Annotated in this window: 21 protein-coding genes; 8 read left to right on the forward strand and 13 right to left on the reverse strand. The window is 62.0% G+C overall.

Annotated features, from left to right (window positions below):
• Positions 1–244 precede the first annotated feature (244 nt).
• On the forward strand, positions 245–1444 hold the full coding sequence (locus tag C795_RS0111945) for an IS110 family RNA-guided transposase (RefSeq protein ID WP_026139509.1): 1200 nt from the start codon (positions 245–247) through the stop codon (positions 1442–1444).
• A gap of 236 nt (positions 1445–1680) precedes the next feature.
• Here C795_RS0111945 and C795_RS0111950 read toward each other — a convergent pair whose 3' ends face one another.
• The 9 genes from C795_RS0111950 to C795_RS17275 form a co-directional block, all read right to left on the reverse strand.
• Positions 1681–1911 carry a hypothetical protein gene (locus tag C795_RS0111950; protein WP_017793988.1) on the reverse strand — a complete coding sequence of 77 codons (231 nt, stop codon included), beginning with the start codon at positions 1909–1911 and terminating at the stop codon, positions 1681–1683.
• Positions 1911–2138, reverse strand: a complete 228-nt coding sequence (locus tag C795_RS0111955; RefSeq protein ID WP_017793989.1) for a hypothetical protein — start codon at positions 2136–2138, stop codon at positions 1911–1913. The genes C795_RS0111950 and C795_RS0111955 overlap by 1 nt, the downstream gene beginning before the upstream one ends.
• The gene (locus C795_RS0111960; protein WP_017793990.1) at positions 2135–2704 is read right to left on the reverse strand and encodes a recombinase family protein; all 570 of its coding nucleotides are present in this window, start codon (positions 2702–2704) and stop codon (positions 2135–2137) included. Before C795_RS0111960 ends, C795_RS0111955 begins: the two co-directional genes overlap by 4 nt.
• Positions 2705–2849: 145 nt before the next feature.
• Positions 2850–3263: a hypothetical protein gene (locus tag C795_RS15985; protein ID WP_051053810.1), complete on the reverse strand. Its 414-nt coding sequence runs from the start codon at positions 3261–3263 to the stop codon at positions 2850–2852.
• A gap of 58 nt (positions 3264–3321) precedes the next feature.
• The gene (locus C795_RS0111970) at positions 3322–3642 is read right to left on the reverse strand and encodes a hypothetical protein (protein ID WP_017793992.1); all 321 of its coding nucleotides are present in this window, start codon (positions 3640–3642) and stop codon (positions 3322–3324) included.
• Between the two features lie 46 nt (positions 3643–3688).
• A complete protein-coding gene (locus C795_RS17005) occupies positions 3689–4390 on the reverse strand; it encodes a GIY-YIG nuclease family protein (RefSeq protein WP_026139645.1) in 702 nt (233 codons plus the stop codon).
• Between the two features lie 34 nt (positions 4391–4424).
• Positions 4425–6929 carry a DEAD/DEAH box helicase family protein gene (locus tag C795_RS0111980; protein ID WP_017793994.1) on the reverse strand — a complete coding sequence of 835 codons (2505 nt, stop codon included), beginning with the start codon at positions 6927–6929 and terminating at the stop codon, positions 4425–4427.
• 2 nt (positions 6930–6931) lie between these two features.
• The gene (locus tag C795_RS0111985; RefSeq protein WP_017793995.1) at positions 6932–8896 is read right to left on the reverse strand and encodes a site-specific DNA-methyltransferase; all 1965 of its coding nucleotides are present in this window, start codon (positions 8894–8896) and stop codon (positions 6932–6934) included.
• 98 nt (positions 8897–8994) lie between these two features.
• Complete coding sequence (locus tag C795_RS17275) at positions 8995–9294, reverse strand: polysaccharide deacetylase family protein (RefSeq protein ID WP_157487115.1); 300 nt, start codon at positions 9292–9294, stop codon at positions 8995–8997.
• A gap of 39 nt (positions 9295–9333) precedes the next feature.
• Here C795_RS17275 and C795_RS0111995 point away from each other — a divergent pair, with 39 nt between their 5' ends.
• The gene (locus C795_RS0111995) at positions 9334–10761 is read left to right on the forward strand and encodes an N-6 DNA methylase (RefSeq protein WP_017793997.1); all 1428 of its coding nucleotides are present in this window, start codon (positions 9334–9336) and stop codon (positions 10759–10761) included.
• On the opposite strand, the gene C795_RS0112000 is transcribed toward C795_RS0111995, so the two are convergent.
• Positions 10710–11228 (reverse strand): hypothetical protein, encoded by a 519-nt coding sequence (locus C795_RS0112000; protein ID WP_017793998.1) that lies wholly within the window; start codon positions 11226–11228, stop codon positions 10710–10712. The genes C795_RS0111995 and C795_RS0112000 overlap by 52 nt on opposite strands.
• 195 nt (positions 11229–11423) lie before the next feature.
• Between C795_RS0112000 and C795_RS0112005 the strand changes: the two genes are divergently transcribed.
• Complete coding sequence (locus C795_RS0112005; protein ID WP_017793999.1) at positions 11424–11843, forward strand: LexA family protein; 420 nt, start codon at positions 11424–11426, stop codon at positions 11841–11843.
• Here the strand turns inward: C795_RS0112005 and C795_RS0112010 are convergent, their stop codons facing one another.
• Positions 11844–12422, reverse strand: a complete 579-nt coding sequence (locus C795_RS0112010; RefSeq protein ID WP_017794000.1) for a hypothetical protein — start codon at positions 12420–12422, stop codon at positions 11844–11846.
• A 43-nt stretch (positions 12423–12465) separates the two neighbouring features.
• On the opposite strand from C795_RS0112010, the gene C795_RS0112015 reads away from it, so the two are divergent.
• The 3 genes from C795_RS0112015 (at position 12466) to C795_RS0112025 (ending at position 14335) form a co-directional block, all read left to right on the forward strand.
• On the forward strand, positions 12466–12750 hold the full coding sequence (locus C795_RS0112015; RefSeq protein WP_017794001.1) for a Y-family DNA polymerase: 285 nt from the start codon (positions 12466–12468) through the stop codon (positions 12748–12750).
• A gap of 141 nt (positions 12751–12891) precedes the next feature.
• Positions 12892–14010 (forward strand): tyrosine-type recombinase/integrase, encoded by a 1119-nt coding sequence (locus C795_RS0112020; protein ID WP_017794002.1) that lies wholly within the window; start codon positions 12892–12894, stop codon positions 14008–14010.
• Positions 14000–14335, forward strand: a complete 336-nt coding sequence (locus C795_RS0112025; RefSeq protein ID WP_017794003.1) for a helix-turn-helix domain-containing protein — start codon at positions 14000–14002, stop codon at positions 14333–14335. Before C795_RS0112020 ends, C795_RS0112025 begins: the two co-directional genes overlap by 11 nt.
• Positions 14336–14954: 619 nt before the next feature.
• Here the strand turns inward: C795_RS0112025 and C795_RS17600 are convergent.
• Positions 14955–15146 (reverse strand): hypothetical protein, encoded by a 192-nt coding sequence (locus tag C795_RS17600; RefSeq protein ID WP_232225488.1) that lies wholly within the window; start codon positions 15144–15146, stop codon positions 14955–14957.
• A gap of 130 nt (positions 15147–15276) precedes the next feature.
• Between C795_RS17600 and C795_RS0112035 the strand changes: the two genes are divergently transcribed.
• Entirely contained in the window at positions 15277–16299 is a 1023-nt protein-coding gene (locus tag C795_RS0112035) for a hypothetical protein (RefSeq protein WP_232225489.1), read from the forward strand.
• 31 nt (positions 16300–16330) lie between these two features.
• Here the strand turns inward: C795_RS0112035 and C795_RS0112040 are convergent, their stop codons facing one another.
• A complete protein-coding gene (locus C795_RS0112040; protein WP_017794006.1) occupies positions 16331–17845 on the reverse strand; it encodes a SulP family inorganic anion transporter in 1515 nt (504 codons plus the stop codon).
• A gap of 187 nt (positions 17846–18032) precedes the next feature.
• Between C795_RS0112040 and C795_RS0112045 the strand changes: the two genes are divergently transcribed.
• Positions 18033–18416, forward strand: a complete 384-nt coding sequence (locus tag C795_RS0112045; RefSeq protein ID WP_017794007.1) for a MerR family transcriptional regulator — start codon at positions 18033–18035, stop codon at positions 18414–18416.
• Positions 18417–18486 lie beyond the last annotated feature (70 nt).

Consider the following 18486-nt stretch of genomic DNA (forward strand, 5'->3'; position numbering starts at 1 on the left):
CCCCCGTTACCTTGTTCGTAGCCCTTTCCAGCATCACACTGGAAGGGCGGCGGCCAGTCAGACCCGGCATGGTTATTGCCCCCAGTCATCCATGATCCGGGGGGTGTTGCCACCGGGTCTGACCGGTATTGAGTGATCGCTAATAGGGGCTCGGCCAGGAACTCGTTCCAGGGCCGTCCGTAACGTGGATGCCGGGACTCAATACCAGGAGCTGACCGCCGAAATCTCAACGGACGGAGCAGTCATGATCGAGAACTACGACAACGTCGACGTGTTCGTCGGCATCGACGTCGGCAAAGGCGAACACCACGCCGTCGCCCTCAACCGAGCCGGTAAAAGTCTCTACGACAAACCGCTCCCTAACGATGAAGCCAAAATGCGTGACGTCCTGCAGCACCTCAAACACCATGGCAACGTGCTCGTCGTCGTGGACCAGCCAGCCACCATCGGAGCACTCCCGATCGCGGTCGCTCAAGCCGAAGGGGTGCTCGTCGGCTACCTGCCGGGATTAGCGATGCGTCGCATCGCAGACCTCCACCCCGGCGAAGCAAAAACCGATGCCCGAGACGCCGCAATCATTGCGCAAGCCGCCAGAACTCTGCCCCACGCGCTGCGATCCATCCAGGTCGCTGACGAATCCGTTGCTGAGCTCTCGATGCTGTGCGGGTTTGATGATGACGTCCTCGGGCAGATCACTGCGACGAGTAACCGGGTACGGGGGCTCCTCACTCAGATCCATCCCGCACTCGAACGCGTGATCGGCCCACACCTGGACCATCCTGCGGTCCTTGATCTATTGCAGCGCTACCCATCGCCCGCAGTGATGCAGCAGGCCGGCCCTCAACGGTTAGCTACACGCCTCAGAAGGCTTGCTCCGCGTATGGGACATCGTCTTGCGTCCGAGATCATGGACGCGCTGGCTGCTCAAACGGTCGTGGTGGTTGGCACGAATGCCGCAGCTGTCGTCCTTCCGCGCCTCGCGGAACAACTCGCAGCGCTGCGGCGGCAACGGGCTGAGATAGCGGTCCTGGTTGAAGAGATCGTTGAGGCGCACCCTCTTTCGATCGTCCTGATGAGCATGCCGGGAGTCGGCGTTAGGACGGCCGCCAGGCTCCTCACCGAAGTGGCGGGCAAACACTTCGAGTCCGCTGGCCACTTGGCTTCCTACGCCGGTCTAGCTCCCGTGACCCGAAGATCCGGGTCATCGATCCGCGGCGAACATTCGTCTAGGCGCGGAAACCGGGTGTTGAAACGAGCCCTGTTCCTCTCGGCCTTCGCCGCGCTCAGAGATCCCGTCTCACGCGCCTATTACGACCGGAAGATCGCGCAGGGCAAACGGCACAACCAGGCTCTCATCGCCCTGGCCAGACGACGCTGTGATGTCCTCTTCGCGATGCTCCGAGACGGGTCGCTATATCAAGCTGATCATGCGCTTGCGGCTTGACAAAAGTAATAGGGGCACCCCCCCAGGGCGAACATCGGAGCTGCAGCGAAATCAGAAACATCAGCTTTCTGGCAATGGCGCTTCAAGAAGATGTTTCTCTGACGGCACCGCAACTCACCTGGGACCCCCCACCCAAGAGTTGCGGTGCCGTTCCGTCTTAGCTGGTCGTCGTGCTCAGGCGACATCGCCGCGTAGCCTCACCGGACCAGGAGAAGTCGCTTCCTGCGCCCGGCGGGCTACACGTCGCTGAAATGGAACGAGTACTCGTCCTGGTACGTGCGCCCCTCGGAGACCTCAGGGCTGCGGTACTGCGACCGCTGGTAGAAGAACCGCTCAATCTGGGCGTAGCTTCCACCAGCGAGCAGGATGTCGGTGGAGCGGTGGCCTGGCGCGTCAAGCCAGGTGCCACCCTCGGTGACGGAGCCGATGACTACGCCGCGGTCGCGGACCTCTATCTTCTTCGCCACTAATCGGCCTCCTGTTGGCTCTCGATATCACTGAGCTGCCTATGCGCAGCATCAACCTGCCTGCGATCCTGCCTGCACACCTCGCGCAGGTGCTCAAGCTCCGCGGGCTTGATTCCCATTCCAGCACACACCTTGTCAGCCGGAACCCCGGTCGCCAGGAGCATCTCGGCCACCGCGGCGGCCCGGTGCACGCCGGTGACGAGCTGTTTCTGCGCATTCCTATTCATTCTGCCGCCTCCGCCCGCTCGATGGCACGGTAGACGGAGGCGCGGCCGATCCCGAAGAGGTCAGCCACATCAGTGATGGACATCCCACCCGTGCGCAGCTCGGCGATGTGGCGATCCTGCGCCGGCGTGAGTTTGGTCTGCTTCCCGCGGAGTTTTCCCTTCGCACGGGCAACCGCCATTCCCTCCCGTGTTCGCTGCCTGATTAAGTCAGCCTCGAACTCGGCCACCATAGACAACACCGAGAACAGTAACTTGCCAATGGGGTCGCTTGGATCATGCTTCGCACCACCCAGCGATAACGCAACTCCGCGCGCACCGAGCTCGACAGCGATGTCAGATGCGTCGCGGACGCTGCGGGCGAGGCGGTCGAGCTTCGTAACCACGAGAGTGTCGCCAGTGCGCACCGCTGCCAATGCCTTCGCGAGTCCCGGCCGCTCTCGGTTCGTACCGGTAAGCCCGTGGTCGGTGTAAATATCACCCGGCGCCACTCCGAGCTGTGCGAGTGCTTCGCGTTGCGCCGTGAGATCTTGGTCGGCGGTTGACACGCGGGCGTAGCCGATCAGCACGTGACACCGCCGTCCGTAAGCCGATCGCCAAACGGACGGCGGGGGAGTGCGATGCCGATTGAGGCGGTGAGCGGGAGCATTGTGTCCGTATAGCTAGTCCGCTGAAATGACCGGTGGTGGGGCGTTATACGGGCACTATCGGTGCTCACTTCTGGCCCCGGCGGCGGCGGGCTTCGCGGGCAGCGTCGCATTCGTCGCAGAGTGTGGAGACCCAACCGCGCGGATTACGGCGGACTCCCGGTGCGCTGCATTCCTCGCAGGTTTCGTACGACTGTTTCTCAGCGGCGGTGACGGCGTCGTCCATCTGGTCGCGAACCTCTTTGGGGAGGTCGGGGCTGATATGTGTGTAGCACCGCAGGCCGCCCATCTTTTGCTTGATCTGCGAGTAGGTATACATCTCAGGGGTACCGGCGAGCTGAGTGAGTTTGTGGTCAAGTCGGCCGAGTAGTGGAAACCAACCTGGACCAACGCCGAACTGGGTGCGCCGGTGGTCACGGATGTGCTTGAGATTTTGGGTGAGTGTTCGTTCCAGCTGCCGTGGGGTCCGTCGTGTTGTCATTGCTCGGCTCCTGTCCTCCGCAGCGTCGTTCGCCGCGACTGGATGAGTAATGCGCGGTCTATTGCTCCGCTAATTCACGGAACTTCAGCAGCTCCGACCAGCACTCTTGAGTCCTCTCAGCCTGCCACTCGGCGCGCTCGGAGGCGTCAACCTCGCCGCGCCAGATCACCAGCGCTTCGGCTTCGGCGAGCAACTGAGAGGCAACGGGTAGCTCGCTGGCGGGTACGTCGAACGCCCGAGCGGCGTCAGCGAGCATGGCGTGGGCGAGGAGCGTGAGGTCGGCCGGCGGCGGTTCGTGTGGAACGAGGCACCAGGCGAGCTGTGCGGCGGAAGCAGATAGATGCATCTGCAGCAGATCAGCATCGTCGGAGGGGTGCATGGAGTTATGGTCGCACGCCAGTGCTCTGGGGTGTCAAGTGGTGGTATTAGCCGATTAGCTGATCGATGACTTTGAAGGCCTCTCGGCTGCTTAGTTTGAAGAACTCCCGGTCCTGTCGAACGCGATAGATCGCGAGTGCATCGTGAACACGACGTTCAGTCCCTGGAGCATCTTTCACGCTCCAAAGTGCGCGGACCCCAAAGGGGATCAGTACGCCCGTTGCACGGTTGATCTCAGTGACGCGAGTGATAACGTCTCGGTTTGTGTAGCCAATTTTTAGAAGTTCCGGCGACTCGCGAGTGGAAAGAATATAGACGTAGCCATTTTCGGCCGGATCCTTCAACGGCTCATCGCGAACGAAGCCTCCAAGCATCTCGTGCACCTTGAGGCCACGAAGATGTCGCGAGTGGGTTACCTGTGCTTGTGGGTCATTCGAGATCACAGCGCGTCGAAGCGCGGTAAGGGTGCGAGCAATCACGGGTGCATCATTGTTAGGTGAAGGCCGAGAGAGCTGAATCCAAACGGTAAACCAGTCCCACTGATCAGCCCGATGGACCCTGTTGAATAGACCTTTCAGTGTTGAGATGGCGTCTGGAAGTAGAGCCATTCTTGCGGCGCTCAATAACTCATCCGATATGAGGAAATCATGCAGGAGCGATGCGCTAAACACTCGCTGGGATTGCACCCCAGGTTTAACTGGAGCCATCCCGAATCCCCACTTTTGCTGAATCGAAAAATCAGAATTCATTCATTGCACCTCGTAACCATGTTCTAAGCCCGGGCTACCTGAGCATGGTGGTGGCGTCACTCATGTTGCGGAGGTTCGACCAGGAGTTCGCGGTCTTGACGTCGCCTTCATATGCGATGAGGTAACCCCAGCGAACGTCTGCCCAAGTGGGATCGGATTCCATCACGCGGAGCACTCGCTCTGCCGCGGCGCGCTTTGCTTGCACGGTCTCATCCTGCCGGCCACGCTCATCTTTGCCCTCGATGATCCAATGCACGCCATCCTTATCGAGTGCGACAAAATCAGGGTAGTACGAACGCCCAGCACCGTACTCGATACGGGCGCCGTCAGTGGTTTCGAGGCGCATCCACCAGGTGATCTGCTCAGCCACGTCGAGCAGCTTAGCTACTTGGAACTCGGCGCTGTACGAGTCGAACGATGATGCCGAGTAGCGACCCTTGCGCCATCCGTCGTAGTTCTGCCCTCTCGTGAATTGGGGGCTACCGTCCACGTCGCTCTGGGGTTTTATCTTCACGCCCACAGGCAGTTCGGTTGACTTGCGTCGGGGGAGCGTGAGCGGATGCACTTTGGGAATCTCGCGGCTCTGTTTCGCTGCTTCATCAGCAGCGACATTCACCGCGTCTTTTAGGCGCTGGACTGCAACACCGGCACGCCTAACCGTCCATTCGCCTTCCACGAAGCTGACGAACCGGCGCACAAATGCAATAGCCGCTCGCCGGTTCTCTGCGCCGGCAGCGCCGTTCTTGAGTGCTCCGAGCTTTCGGAGGTGAGTTTCTAGGTTGTCCTGAACGATTTCAGCTGTCATCGGGTCATCGAACAGCTCCGCCTGGGTAGCCGTTTCGAATTTAATGACGCCTTTCTGGTCAGTGAAGATGATCGTCTCGCGGTCGATCTGGTCGGTGAAATCGTCACCGATAGTTGCAGCCACTTTTTTGTGCCACTCATCATCGAGATCGACGAGGCGCAGCTGGTGCGGTTCTGTTTCGAACGTTGCCAAAGGGAACTTGAACGTGGATTCATCCAGAAGCAAGACTTTCTCACGCTCTGGTTCCACCTCCACCAGCGTAGTGACGAGGGTTTCGATGTCGCGAGTGCCACCTGAGAGTGCTGCCACAGCGGCAAGCTCAGGGTCGTCAGATGCTGCTGCATAGGCGGAATCGTCCGTCAGCCAGAACACGTCGTCGCCGAGGGCTCCGGGATCACCAAGAGCTGCAGGGACCGACGCCGTGTTCGCGGCCGGAGCACCGGAACTGGAGTGTGAAGGAATATCTTCCGTAGCGCGAATGCTTCCGCTTATGCCATGCTTCTTTAGCGCCTGCACGACAGCTTTGTGGGAGAGGATGTCGAGTGAATCCACCCACTCGTCGCCGGTGTACTCACCATAGGGGAGACGAAGGCCACGGCCGATGAGCTGCTCGGTGAGCGTGCCGGACTCAAGAGCACGCAGCGGTACGAGCACGGCGACGTTGTGTACGTTCCAACCCTCATTAAGCATTGACACCTGCACGATCACGCGTACCGGCGAGTCAGGCTCCTGAACTTGTGCAAGCTTCGCTTCCATAGCGTCACTCGCGGCGTTCGAGTGCACCGTCAACACCTGCTCCTCAGCGAACAAGTCGTTGCTTGTCAGCAGCCCGGCGATCTCGTCGGCGTGTTCGGTGTCCTGGCAGGTAACGAGCATGATCGGGTTGATCGGTTTTGCATCAGGGTGCCGAAGCTCGTGATCGCGGTATGACGCAGCCTTCTTTTGAAGCAGCTTTTTCGCATCCCTAAGTTGGCCAACCACCTCATTGTCCCGGTAACCGTTGGTGCGTCGGGCGAGCACCGGCGTCTTCACGAACTTGTCGGCGATGGCCTTATGAAGGTGGTACTTGTAGATCACGTTGTCACCGCGTTCAGGCGTCGCCGTGAGACCCACGCGGGCGGCGGGTTCGAGCCGCTCGAGCGCCTTTGACCAGGTAGCTGCTGATCCGGTGAACCGGTGGGATTCGTCGAGCACGACGAGAAGGTCATCAACCCTCGACAGGTAATCCAGAAGCGGCCCGCCGAGCTGCTCCTGTGGTCGCGCGGTGCGGAGGTTCTGAGACTTGGCCTTGCCCGGTTCTACGTAGTCATCGGTATCTTCGGCGACCAAGTGATGTACGTTCATCAAGAACAGCTTCACTGCATCGGGATCGGTGATGACTGGTGCGTTCTCCGTGAAGTTCTGAGGCGTGATTACGTGCTTCTCGATTTCAGCACCTTCGACGAAGCCTTGTGCGCCTGGCGTGAAGTTCGCAATTGTCTTCGTGCGCACGGTCTTCCCTGGCAACACCACGAGAAGATTCCTGATCCCCGATGCTGCTGCGTATTCAAGAAGGGCGGCGAGGAGCCATGTCTTGCCCACCCCGGTCGCAATGTCGAGCACGACTTGCTCACATTCATCCTGACGGGAGAGGGCGTGAACTACCGCGTCGAGCCCCTTGGCGTTCGGCGGGCGAAGGCCGAACCGTGAAATCAGGTCATCGACCACGCGCTGGTCGTACTCAAAGATGGCCACGATTATCGGTTCCTTCTACTGGTAAAGAGGTCATCAGGCATTACGAGCAGTCGGGAGCCACGAGCTTGCTTTCGCAATTCGCGATCAACGCCCGGTGCGGCTCCATCGCAGACAACTGTCAGCGAATGGTTCTCTGGTAGCGCAGCCAAAAGCTCGGTGAGAATACTGTCACTCAGCATGCCCTCAACCACTGCAAGCAGTTGCCGCCCCTTCGCCCCGACGAAGCGAGGGTTCTCCGGTGTGAGCCGGAAGCCGAGATGCCCGGCGATGGATCGTTGCAGCACTTCACCGGTTGCTTCCGGCGTGATGAACGACGTGGTGGTGCCGGTGCGCTCATCGGTCTCCACCTCAACCCAAACGGGGGAGAGATGCATCTGGGTGAAGCCGCCGCCACCTGTCCAGTTCACGGTGGTGATCTTCTTCGTCCCGGTGGCAGCTTTCAGCGTTTTGATCGTTGCTGCATCAAGCTCGACTTCTGCTGCTTTTGCTTCCTTTAGGACCCTGCCCAAGATGGTATTGAAGAGCTTTGCTTCCTTGACGGTCGTCTTCGCAGGAAGCTCAGCCTTGGCCTCATACTTCTCGGATGAAGTCACGCCACCAGCGTCGGCGCCACGAACTACCTGCTCCAAGCGCGGCCTAGTAAACGAAGCCATCGTTGACTGTTGCAGCTCACATGTCATCCAGCGTCGGCCCATCTTGTGGGCAACTGCCGCTGTCGTGCCTGAACCGGCGAAGCAGTCCAGCACGATGTCGCCGGGGCTTGTAGCGATCTTCAGGATGCGCTCGATAAGTCGCTCAGGCTTCGGTGTATCAAAAGTGTCACCGCCAGGGAACAGCGCGGCAAGCTCTGCGGTGGCCTGGCGGTTGTGACCAACCTCTTCATTAGGCCACCAAGTACTGGGCACTCGGCCGCGGGTAGGTATGCGGGTCTTTCGTCCGAACCCGCCTTCGCCACCTCCACGGAGGACAACCTCCGGCCAGGTGCCGGCATCGTATCGCTCGCGAGCAGAGGTAGCGCTCTCCTCAAGGGAACGCTTGAGCATCATTGCCTTGACGCCCTCGCGAACTTCTGCGACGGGAACCTTCGCGATCTTCGCTCGCATCTCAGCATCGTCCAGGTCGCGAAGCTCGTACTCTGCGTACTCAGACATCGCAGCAAACACAGTATTCGGTTCCGCGAACCAGCAGCGCCCCTTCGATGGGTACACGAGCTCCCCGGTGATTGGGTGCTGGATCGCATACACCCACAGCTGATTTCGACTCGCGCTGGGGGCGGTCGGATCTGCATCCCACCACACCTCGTGGTCACCGTCAGGTGCCGTGAACCGCGCGTTCATCTCCTCAGTGCGCTCCAGGCGGTTCATTACCCATTCTTCCGATTTGCGGTACACCAGGATGATGTCGTGATCGGCAGAGGGGATCGGGAAATCGTTGCGGCTTGAGTCAGTCTTTTGCCATACAATTTCGGCAGCAAAGTTCGCAGATCCGAAGACCTCGTCGAGGAGCACTCGCATGCGGTGATTCTCGGAATCATCGAGATGCACCCAAATGGAGCCATTGTCTGCGAGGAGTTTCTTGAGTAGTACCAGGCGGTCACGCATAAAGGTGAGCCACACTGAATGCTCGAGATTGTCCTCATAGTGAGTGAACACTCCGCCCGTGTTGAATGGCGGATCAATGTAGATGCACTTCACCCGGCCCACGTACTTCTCGGCTAGCTCCGGGACCTGGGTTAGCGCCTCGAGAACGTCGCCTGACTCACCAGTGACGAGTAGGTTGTCGTGTAGTCCGCCGTCACTTGGGTCGCCAAAATGACCGTCATTAACAAGGTAGTGAGTCTGACATGCGCGAGGGTCATCTTTGGGTACCCAGGTGTAGTCGTAGGCACCTTCCGTGGTGGGGATGAGGGCTTGGTCTTTGCCCATCCAGGTCAGCTCAAGGCGCCCTCGAATGTTGCGCTGCGTCATGTCTTTTCGGGGTCTCCTGGTCTTAATCTGGCCGTCTGTCGAGTCTACAGTGGGCATAGGACATTGAGGTGCGGCGGCGAGCCGCACCGCCCCATCGCTTAGAACGGCGTATCGCCTCGCCGCCACCCGTCGGCCTGCCAACTGCGCATGGTTTCAAAGAATGCCGCGTCGTCATCGCCTACAACCTCGCGCACGAGCTGTGCCCGCTCGCCGGCCGGCACAACCTCATCAGGATCGAAGCACATGCGGTCGTAGTCCGGCGGCCAGTCGTCGAGCGGCTCGATAACGTCTGCGCCACTGTCGGCGACGAGCTTGAGTCGGCCCTGTGGCGCTGTGCGTGGAGAGCGTGGGGAAGCTGTCGGTACAGGGGTGAAACGTGGGCGTCGTTTTCGTGTCATGCGTACACAATGCGCGGTCCCTCTCGATACCCTGAGCTAATGCCCGCTCCGTCTCCCGCTCGTCGGCTGTTCCTGCTTGCTGAGCGGCACCAGGCTCCACGCGCGCAGATCGTCGGCGCGGTGGCTGTGCGGCTGGCGCAAGATCTCGGCGTGCCAGTGCCTGCGGCGGTTACGAAGCTCTACCCGGAGCACCGCTCACCGGTCTGCCGTACAGAGCTCGAAGTCTTGTTCGACCGGTTCCCGCTTTCCACCTACGGTGACCCGCTGGCCTGGGCAATCGAATCCCTCGAAGGCCGCCAGGCACATAGGACGAAGCATCACACGCCGCCTGTGCTGGCTAAGCTCATGCTCGACCTCGCGGGTGACCTCGCGGGCACCGTGTATGACCCTGCCGCGGGCACCGGCGGTCTACTGCTCGCGGCGGCCGTGCGGAATCCCGGGGTAGCCCTTATTGGCCAAGAGCTTGACCCGATCAGCCACACGGCCGCGCTGATCAACGCGGAGCTCGCAGGCATGGAGATCAACCTAGGCGAACCAGCCGATACGCTTGCCGCCCCGCAGCATCCCGCGCTCGCCGCAGACCTCGTGCTCGCGAACCCGCCGTGGGTGCGGGCCACGAACCGGCTGTGGGTTGAGCACTGCCTACAAGCACTCGCCGACGACGGCCGCGCAGTCCTGCTGCTCCCGGCTTCCGTGTGTACCGACAATCAAGGTGGCTGGGCGCTATTCCGCGAGCACCTCGTCACCAATGGCCTGCTCCGTAGAGTCATCGCCCTCCCTCGCAGCCAATTCCGCGGCACTGCGGCGCCCGGCGTGATTTGGGTGATCGAGCGCGGCGCTCCGGCCGATGGCGTGCTGATGGTCGATGCGCGTGACTGGGAAGGTGGAACGCTGCCCGCGGGCGTACGGGCGAGCGTAGAGGGCGTAGCAGCGCGGGGATGGCAGCTGAACCCGCCGGCGTATGCGGGGGAACCGGTGGCGGGGACGACGCTTGGCGATGTCGCCGACATTCAGTCGTCGCCGTCGGGAGAGATACTGGGGCGCAGGCACTGGCTGGCGGAGGGCGAAGCCGGCATTCCGGTGATCGAGGCGCGGAATCTCGATGGTCAGGTGACTGGCGAGAGGCGGCAGGTATCGGAGTCCGATGCAACGCGGCTGGCTAAGTATCGGGTACTGGTTGGTGACGTACTGATTGCGCGGCGGGGGAGACTGAGCCGGGTGGCTGTTGTTGGTGACGAGCATGCTGGCGCGGTCTACGGGACATCGGTGATTCGAATCCGGCCGCGGGCTGGCGGGGATTCGATAGCGCTGATGGGGCAGCTGCGCTCGCCGCAGCTGCAGGAATGGCTGCTGGCGCGGAGTACGGGGAGTACGCTGCCGCATATCACTGCGAGTGCGGTGGGCGGGGTGTCTGTTTACAGTGCAGAGAAGCTCGACTGGGGCGTCCCGTCGTCGATACGTGCGTAAGCTGCCTGCATCTCTGAGGTGACATCCGTACCCATTGTGCGCACTTGGGTCAGGCTCGGTTGCCGGCCGGCAATGTGAGACACGAATCTGACGGTTTGCTCTATGTCGCCAGCCGCGACTTCGTGAGCCTCTACGATCTCGAACGCTGCGTCAAAAACCAGGAAGACTGCCGTGTGATAGCCCGCGCTGCGGAACGGGCTGAACCGCGCCCCGACTCCGGCCGCCCGGTTGGCCATGGCCTTGACCTGGATGTGCTGACCTGATTCGGTCGTAATGTCGTGTGATTTCGTGGAGTTGGGTTCTAATACTCCGCCACGTGCCAGCCAAACAATGTGTTCAGCGATGTCGCCGAGAGGCTTGTTGTTGGTGCGCACGAGGTCGCGCCGGCGCAGTTCGGTTACGATGCTCGCCTCTAGTCGCAGCAACTGCTTCGCTGGCAAGTGGGTAAGGTCAGGCAAATCGCTCATCTAGGGTTTTCCTTCATGGTCAGTGTGCGGGATCCGTTTAGAGCAAAGGTGGCCAAGCGGCTTGCGAACACATACAGATCATGTCATCAGTGGCCTCGACCTCTGAGCGATGCATGATTGAATCATGCCAGCAAATGAGCAGGCTAAACTCTTATTCGAACATAACTTCGAACTGAGGTGTCAATGCTTACACCGATGCGCTCGCCGCAGTTGCTCGGCGATCTCGCCGGCCTCGCGCTACCCGTTGCCCCCGAGGCGGCGCAGTGTGGATTTCCAAGCCCAGCGCAGGACTACCCGACCGACGAACTCAACCTCGCAGAGCTTTTGATTCGTGACCGCCCGGCAACTTATTTCTGGCGCGCTGCAGGCCATTCGATGGAACCGGTTATCCCCGACGGTTCATTGCTGATTGTCGACCGTGGCGTTACGCCGGTACCTGGGCGGATCGTGGTGGCAGTTGTTGACGGCGAATACACGGTAAAGCGGCTCCATGTGGATGATTCTGGCCAGGTGACGCTTGGAGCTGAGAACTCTGCCTATCCCGACATCGCGCTGCCGGAGCTGAGTGAAATGACGATCTGGGGAACGGTTACTTTTATTATCAGTCCCGCTTGATCACCACTCTGGTAATTCGTCGTGCCACGGGTGCTCCGGCGGTAGGCCGACACGATCAAGCTTCGCCAAGTCATGGAACCGTGAGGGGAGAAGCACCGGCGCCTCGGTCGTGGGTTGCTCGAGCAAATCCCAGCGCCCCTCATAACCTGTGAAATCGGGAAGGAAGACGCGCGAGCGATCCACGCCCGCGTTCCGTTTGCCGGGTTCTGCGCTCGGGTCTGTCAGCCATTCCATGTGTGCAATCCATGCGGCCGCCGCCACATGCGAGCGCGGAATAACGAATCCTCGGAGCGGTTGAGACACGTCAGTATCCGCCGCGACCATCACAAACCACTCGTGACCGTGCAGCGGTGGCTGCTGAGATTTTGTGCCGAGTGGCCAGCTGGTGCGAGGACCCGCCGAGCGCGCCGACTTTACTTGAACCTCAATCTGAACGCGCTCACCAACCGTTCGTACCGCGAGGATGTCGGTGCGTTCCAGCCCATCCCGAGTCAGCGCCGGAGCCCAATCTCGCCGAGCAAGCTCCGAAGCCACCCAGTGTTCGCCGATGCTCTTGGTCTGTTTCGTATCGATAGCCACGGGCTCAGCCTACGATGTCCGGGGCTGCCCGTAGCCTGCCTGTGTGAGCCAGACCATCGCCTTGATTGACGCCGAATCCTTCTACGCCTCCTGTGAGGTCGCGTTCGATCCGAAGCTACGCGACCGGCCAATCGTCGTGCTCTCGAATAATGACGGCTGCGTGGTCGCGGCGAACGTGGCGGCAAAACAGCTCGACCGAGAGATCATGTTCAAGCCCTTTTTTCAGGTCAAGGCGTGGGCGGAGACGATGGGTGTTGCCGTGCGATCCAGCAATTACGAGCTGTACGGCGCCGTGTCCGCGCGCATCGCCAACCGTCGCGTGTTGTAGCAGATGCAATTGTTCACGCTTGCAAAGGTCGTCTATTGGTCTCGTCAATGCGGAACAGCTTCGACCATAACAGCGTGATCTCGGCGATGCTGAGATCTGGTTTGACATTGTGATGCACTGTCCCGTACTTTGTTGCATCTGATGCAAGATTTTGGGGCCTCTCCTGCAGCGCTTCGACTGATCACTTCGTCGTCGAACGTCGCGTTGGCGAACCCGGAACAACAGGTCTTCGACGCGATGATCGAAGGCTGGCGGAAACAGCAGTTGTCGCGAGGCCTGCGTGAGCAGACCATCCGGAATCGGGTGGCCACCGTGGTGAGGTTCCGCGATTTTGTGGACAAACCGCCGTGGAAGTGGAGCGTCGCGGATGTCGACGAGTTCACCGCGGAGTCCGGCGGGCGTACTCGGACGCTGTCGACGATGCGCGCCAATCATGGCGCGATCCGTGGGTTCTGCGATTACCTCACGAGCCCCTTGTACGACTGGATGGAGATCTGCGATCGGGAGTTCGGAGAATTCCCGTCGCAGGTGTGCCTGCCGTGGAACACGGTCGCCCACCGGTTTGAGTTCGAGGGCGACGGGAAGCGTCGTCCGTTCACGTATGACGAGGTCGAGCGCCTGTTCGACACAGCCGATGCCCGTGTCGAGCTGCTGGTCAGTTCCGGGCGGAAGGGCGCGCTCGGAGCGCTGAGGGACGCGCAGCTGCTGAAGACCGTGTATGCGTTCGGGCTGCGCCGCACCGAGGCGGTCATGCTCGACACCGTCGATCTGCATCACAACGCCAAGATGCGCCAATGGGGGCGCTATGGCGCGCTCCACGTGCGATGGGCGAAGGCGGCGGGAGGCGGCGCGCCTCGTCGTAGGACGGTGCTGCTGGTGCCGGAGTTCGACTGGTGGGTGCCGGGCATGAGGCAGTGGCTCGAGCAGGCAAGGGAGCGTTTCGCCCCGGCCGCCGACCTCGACGCACTCTGGGTGACCGAGCGGCACACGCGCCTTTCCGCCGGGTATCTCGACCGGAGGTTCGCAGAACTGCGCGACGACGCCGGCCTGTCGAAGGATCTGACGCTGCACAGTCTCCGGCATTCGTACGTCACGCACCTGCTGGAGTTCGGCTACGCGGAGCGGTTCGTCCAGGAGCAGGTGGGGCACATGCACGCGTCGACGACTTCCATCTACGCCTCTGTCAGTTCGGACTATAAGAACCGGGTGCTCGCGGAGGCGTTGAAGGCCCTGATCGAAGGAGAAGCTGATGGCCGTTGAGCTCGAGACCGGCTGGAACCTGCGCAGCGTGATGGCATCGCGCGGGATCTTCCAGACGTCGAAGCTGAAACCGCTGCTCGAGGAGCGCGGCATCGACCTGTCGCGGGAGCAGGTGTATCGGCTGGTGACGCAGCCGCCACAGCGCGTCCGCCTCGATGTCCTCGCAGCGCTCTGCGATGCGCTGGAGTGCACGCTCGACGATCTCGTGACGATCACCCGCCGTGAGGCCGCGGTCCCGATCGCCGTGGGCGAGGAGGCGACGCGCGGATCCATCGGCGATCTCCGCCCGGTCCGTGCCACCATCCGACGACCGCGCACGAAGTAGTCGTGGCGGCGAAGCCTCCGCAGGAGCCGAGGGTCGCGGAGATCGTCGCTCTCGTCCGTCCCCTCGTTCCTGATATCTCACCCGAGCAACTAGCCGAGATCGTGCATTCGGTCGCACCGATTCCCCTCACGCAACGGCTTCTCGAACTCGCATTGCTGAAGCAGCCCGGGGTGTTGGAGGGCCGACACCGGAACGTGCCGGTAACCGTCCAGGACCTGGCCCACGCACTCGTCGTAGAAGGAGCGAGCCGGGTGGTGCTGCCGACGTGCGAGTCATGCGGGCGAGCAGTCCGGATGCCGCATAAGACCCCGAACGGCGGGAGGCATTGCTCGCGCTGCGAGCGAAATACCAGATCGGTCGCCTGCGCGACCTGCGGGCGGGTCAGGCCGGTGCAGCGCACCATCGACGGGAAACGATACTGCCGCGAATGTTGGCGAGCTGATCCTCGATCGTTCGGCCTCTGCTCCCGGTGCGGTCAGCACGCGACAATCGTCGTCCGGCGTCCCGATCTCGTCTGCCTGAACTGCTACACCGCACCGATCAAGACCTGCGGGCTCTGCCGCGAACCGGGACGTGTCGCTACCCATCTCGACGGGCGGCGAGTTTGCGCTCGTTGCTACTACGCGATGCGCACCCCGCAACCCTGCCCTGAGTGCGGACGCAAGGTGTTCCTCACCGGGTTCATGAACGGGCAAAAGGTCTGCGCCGATTGCGCCGGCTCGCCGATCACGATGGCATGCCCCAGCTGCGGATCGATCGAGGAAGTGCGCAAGCATCGCCTCTGCGCCGAGTGCCGACGACCGATCACCATCCAGCGGCTCCTCTGCGATGACACAGGCAATGTCCGTCCCGAACTCCAGCCGCTTGCGGAATACCTCCTCACACACCACAGCAAAGCGAATTCTCTCGAGCGGTGGCAGCACAAGAGCAAATGCGCCGCCGTGCTCCGTGAACTCGCAGACGGAACCCTGCCGCTCACCGCGAACGCGATCATCACGAGAGCCCGCTCTGGCCAGTCAGTCGCCTTCCTTCTCTCGCTGCTGGTCCGCTCCAACGTGCTGCCAGAACTCGACGTCGAGACCGTACGATTCGATCACTGGTTTGAAGAATGGCTGGCGAGCATCGAAGCTGCCGACGATCGGCTGATCCTGCGTCGATACTGCACCTGGGAGCTTCTCCGGTCCACCAGAGCGTTCCGGGCCGTGTCGCAGGGCCCCTCAAGCCCCGCGGCCGGCTTCCAGAGACAGCGAGCAGCACTCAAGCATTGCGCCGCGCTCCTGCACGAGATCCGATCGCAGCACGAGACGCTGGCCACCTTCTCGCAGCGCGGACTCGACGCATTCCTCACGGACTCACCGAGCCAGCGCGACGCCCTCGCCCCGTTCACACGCTGGCTGCGACGGCACCGGCTCAGCACACTCCACGTCGAGTTCCGCACGAGCCACCTCGAGGGCCGGCACTACGAATCCGACCATCGGTGGCAGATGGCCCGCAGGTTCATCTCGGACCTCGACATGGACCCCAAAACGCGCACCGCTGGGTTGCTCGTGCTCCTCTACGGCCTCCACCTCACTCGCATCGTCGCCCTCACCCGTGATCAGGTCGACGTGACATCGCGACCGGTGAAGCTCACCATCGGAACCGAGCCCATCGAACTGCCCGAGGTCCTCGGGAATGCGATCGCCGAGCTCACTGACGCATCGAGACACCAGTCCGAGGGATGGCTCTTTCCTGGCAGGAATCCGGGACTGCATCTCACTCCGGGCCCACTCAGCCGACGTCTGCGCCAGCAGGGGCTCCGTTCAGGAAGCGCACGGACGACCGCGCTGATCGAGCTCACCCGTCAGATGCACCCACGAATCGTCTCCGATCTCCTCGGCATCACCGCAGCGTCAGCAGCCGCGTGGTCGCGCCTTGCCGGTGGCGACTGGACGGACTATCCAAAGCTCCGTGCAGAACCCTGATTGAACCCCGACCGCCCTCGCCTCCTGCGGGTCAGTGGCCGTTCCCGAGCCCACCGGTGAGCCGGGCGTGGAACGCGGTCGTGAACTCGTTCATGCCGACGAACTCGACGATCTTGCCGTGATGCTCGTACTTCGTCTCGATCGCGTCGAGCGCGGCGACGGTCGATGCGTCCCAGATGTGCGACTTCGAGAGATCGATGACCACCCGTTCGGGGTCGGCAGCGTATTCGAACATCGTGGTCAGGTCGTTGCTCGAGGCGAATAACAGCTGCCCCTCGACGGTGTAGTTGGCGCGGGGCTCTCCGAAATGCTCGGTCACCTCGCGGGTGACCTCGACGAGGTGCGCGACGCGGCGCACGAACATGATCGCCGCGACGAAGACGCCGACGATCACGCCGACCGCGAGATTGTGGGTCGCGACTACCACGGCGACGGTGATCACCATGACGGCCGTCTCGCTCTTCGGCATCCGCTTCAGCGTGGAGAGCTTGATGGAGTGCCAGTCGAAAGTGCCGACCGACACCATGATCATCACCGCGACTAGTGCCGCCATCGGGATGATCGCCACGACGTCGCCCAGGACGACGATCAGAATCAGCAGGAAGACGCCCGCCAGGAACGTCGAGATGCGGGTGCGGGCACCGGACGCCTTCACGTTGATCATCGTCTGGCCGATCATCGCGCACCCGCCCATGCCGCCGAAGAAACCGGACGCGAGGTTGGCAACGCCCTGCCCCCAGCCTTCACGGGTCTTGTTCGAGTGCGTGTCGGTGACGTCGTCCACGAGCTTCGCCGTCATCAGGGACTCCATGAGCCCGACGAGCGCCATCGCCAGCGCGTACGGGGCGATGATCGTCAGCGTCTCCCAGGTGAAGGGCACGTTCGGGATGAACAACTCGGGAAGGCTGCGGGGTAGCTCGCCCTTGTCGCCGACGGCCGGAACGTTGATCGCGAAGACCACGACTGCGGCGGTGACGAGCACGATGGACACCAGCGGGGCCGGGACCACCTTGGTGATCTTCGGCATGAACACCATGATCGTCAGCCCGACCGCCACCAGCGGGTACACCATCCAGGGCACCCCCACGAGCTCGGGCACCTGAGCCATGAAGATCAAGATCGCCAGAGCGTTCACGAAGCCGACCATGACACTGCGCGGGATGAACCGCATGAGCCTCGCGACACCGAGCACCGCGAGCACGATCTGCAGCACGCCCGCGAGCAGCACCGTCGCGATGAAGTAGTCCATGCCGTACTCGCGCGCCACGGGCGCGATGACCAGCGCGATAGCACCGGTCGCCGCCGTGATCATGGCGGGGCGTCCGCCGACGAACGCGATCGTCACCGCCATGATGAACGAGGAGAACAGCCCGACCTTCGGGTCCACGCCGGCGATGATCGAGAAGGAGATCGCCTCCGGGATGAGCGCCAGCGCGACGACGAGGCCGGCCAGGACTTCACGGGTGAGGATCCGGGGGCTCTTCAGCGCAGTCAGCACGGAAGGCTCGGGTCGGTATCGCGTCTTGTCGTCGGTCATGGTCGTCATGAGGCAGGCCTCCCAGGGGTCGAGATGGGTCGATGTGACACCATCGAAAGCGTGAGTGCGCGTCTGCGCGCGCCCGACAGCACCATGCAAGGGGCCGGACGTCGGGATGATGCCCGCCAGAACATGCGGGCACGAACTAACCCTAACGTAACGTTAGGGTTAGATGCGAGCTGGAAGGAGTTGAGCCATGCCCGGAGCCGGGATGATGCAGATCGGGGAACTGGCCGAGCGCACGGAACTGTCCTTGCGGACGCTGCGTCACTATGACGAGATCGGATTGCTGGAACCCACGGGTCGCTCCGAGGGTGGTTTTCGCCTCTACACCGAGGGCGACTACGAGCGCCTAATGTTGATCCGCCGGATGAAGCCGCTCGGGTACTCGCTGGAGCAGATGCGCGACCTGCTGCGCGCGATGGACGCGACCCTGACCGAGAGCTACTCAGGAGCCGAGGCGATGCAACTGCTCGCCGAGTTCCTCACCGACGCGGAGCAACGACGCGCGAAGCTTGAGAAGCAGCTCGCCGCTGCAGATGAATTCATCGGTCTGCTGGGCGACCGCATCAGGTCATAATCACGCCCGAAAAGTACATCCCGCGATAATCGGGGCTGCCAGTAACTCAAGGGGACTGCCGCCGGCTGCG

The organism is Leucobacter salsicius M1-8, assembly GCF_000350525.1.
GTDB lineage: Bacteria > Actinomycetota > Actinomycetes > Actinomycetales > Microbacteriaceae > Leucobacter > Leucobacter salsicius.

Excerpts from the sequence above, each read along its gene's own strand:
- C795_RS0111955 (WP_017793989.1), bottom strand. The coding sequence starts at position 2,138 with ATGAATAGGAATGCGCAGAAACAGCTCGTCACCGGCGTGCACCGGGCC.
- C795_RS0111970 (WP_017793992.1), bottom strand. The coding sequence starts at position 3,642 with ATGCACCCCTCCGACGATGCTGATCTGCTGCAGATGCATCTATCTGCT.
- C795_RS17275 (WP_157487115.1), bottom strand. The coding sequence starts at position 9,294 with ATGACACGAAAACGACGCCCACGTTTCACCCCTGTACCGACAGCTTCC.
- C795_RS17005 (WP_026139645.1), bottom strand. The coding sequence starts at position 4,390 with ATGAATTCTGATTTTTCGATTCAGCAAAAGTGGGGATTCGGGATGGCT.
- C795_RS0112040 (WP_017794006.1), bottom strand. The coding sequence starts at position 17,845 with ATGACGACCATGACCGACGACAAGACGCGATACCGACCCGAGCCTTCC.
- C795_RS0111945 (WP_026139509.1), top strand. The coding sequence starts at position 245 with ATGATCGAGAACTACGACAACGTCGACGTGTTCGTCGGCATCGACGTC.
- C795_RS0112045 (WP_017794007.1), top strand. The coding sequence starts at position 18,033 with ATGCCCGGAGCCGGGATGATGCAGATCGGGGAACTGGCCGAGCGCACG.
- C795_RS0112000 (WP_017793998.1), bottom strand. The coding sequence starts at position 11,228 with ATGAGCGATTTGCCTGACCTTACCCACTTGCCAGCGAAGCAGTTGCTG.
- C795_RS17600 (WP_232225488.1), bottom strand. The coding sequence starts at position 15,146 with ATGGTGATCGGTCGTCGGCACTCGGCGCAGAGGCGATGCTTGCGCACT.
- C795_RS0111985 (WP_017793995.1), bottom strand. The coding sequence starts at position 8,896 with ATGACGCAGCGCAACATTCGAGGGCGCCTTGAGCTGACCTGGATGGGC.
- C795_RS0112020 (WP_017794002.1), top strand. The coding sequence starts at position 12,892 with ATGCAAGATTTTGGGGCCTCTCCTGCAGCGCTTCGACTGATCACTTCG.
- C795_RS0112005 (WP_017793999.1), top strand. The coding sequence starts at position 11,424 with ATGCGCTCGCCGCAGTTGCTCGGCGATCTCGCCGGCCTCGCGCTACCC.
- C795_RS0111995 (WP_017793997.1), top strand. The coding sequence starts at position 9,334 with ATGCCCGCTCCGTCTCCCGCTCGTCGGCTGTTCCTGCTTGCTGAGCGG.
- C795_RS0112025 (WP_017794003.1), top strand. The coding sequence starts at position 14,000 with ATGGCCGTTGAGCTCGAGACCGGCTGGAACCTGCGCAGCGTGATGGCA.
- C795_RS15985 (WP_051053810.1), bottom strand. The coding sequence starts at position 3,263 with ATGACAACACGACGGACCCCACGGCAGCTGGAACGAACACTCACCCAA.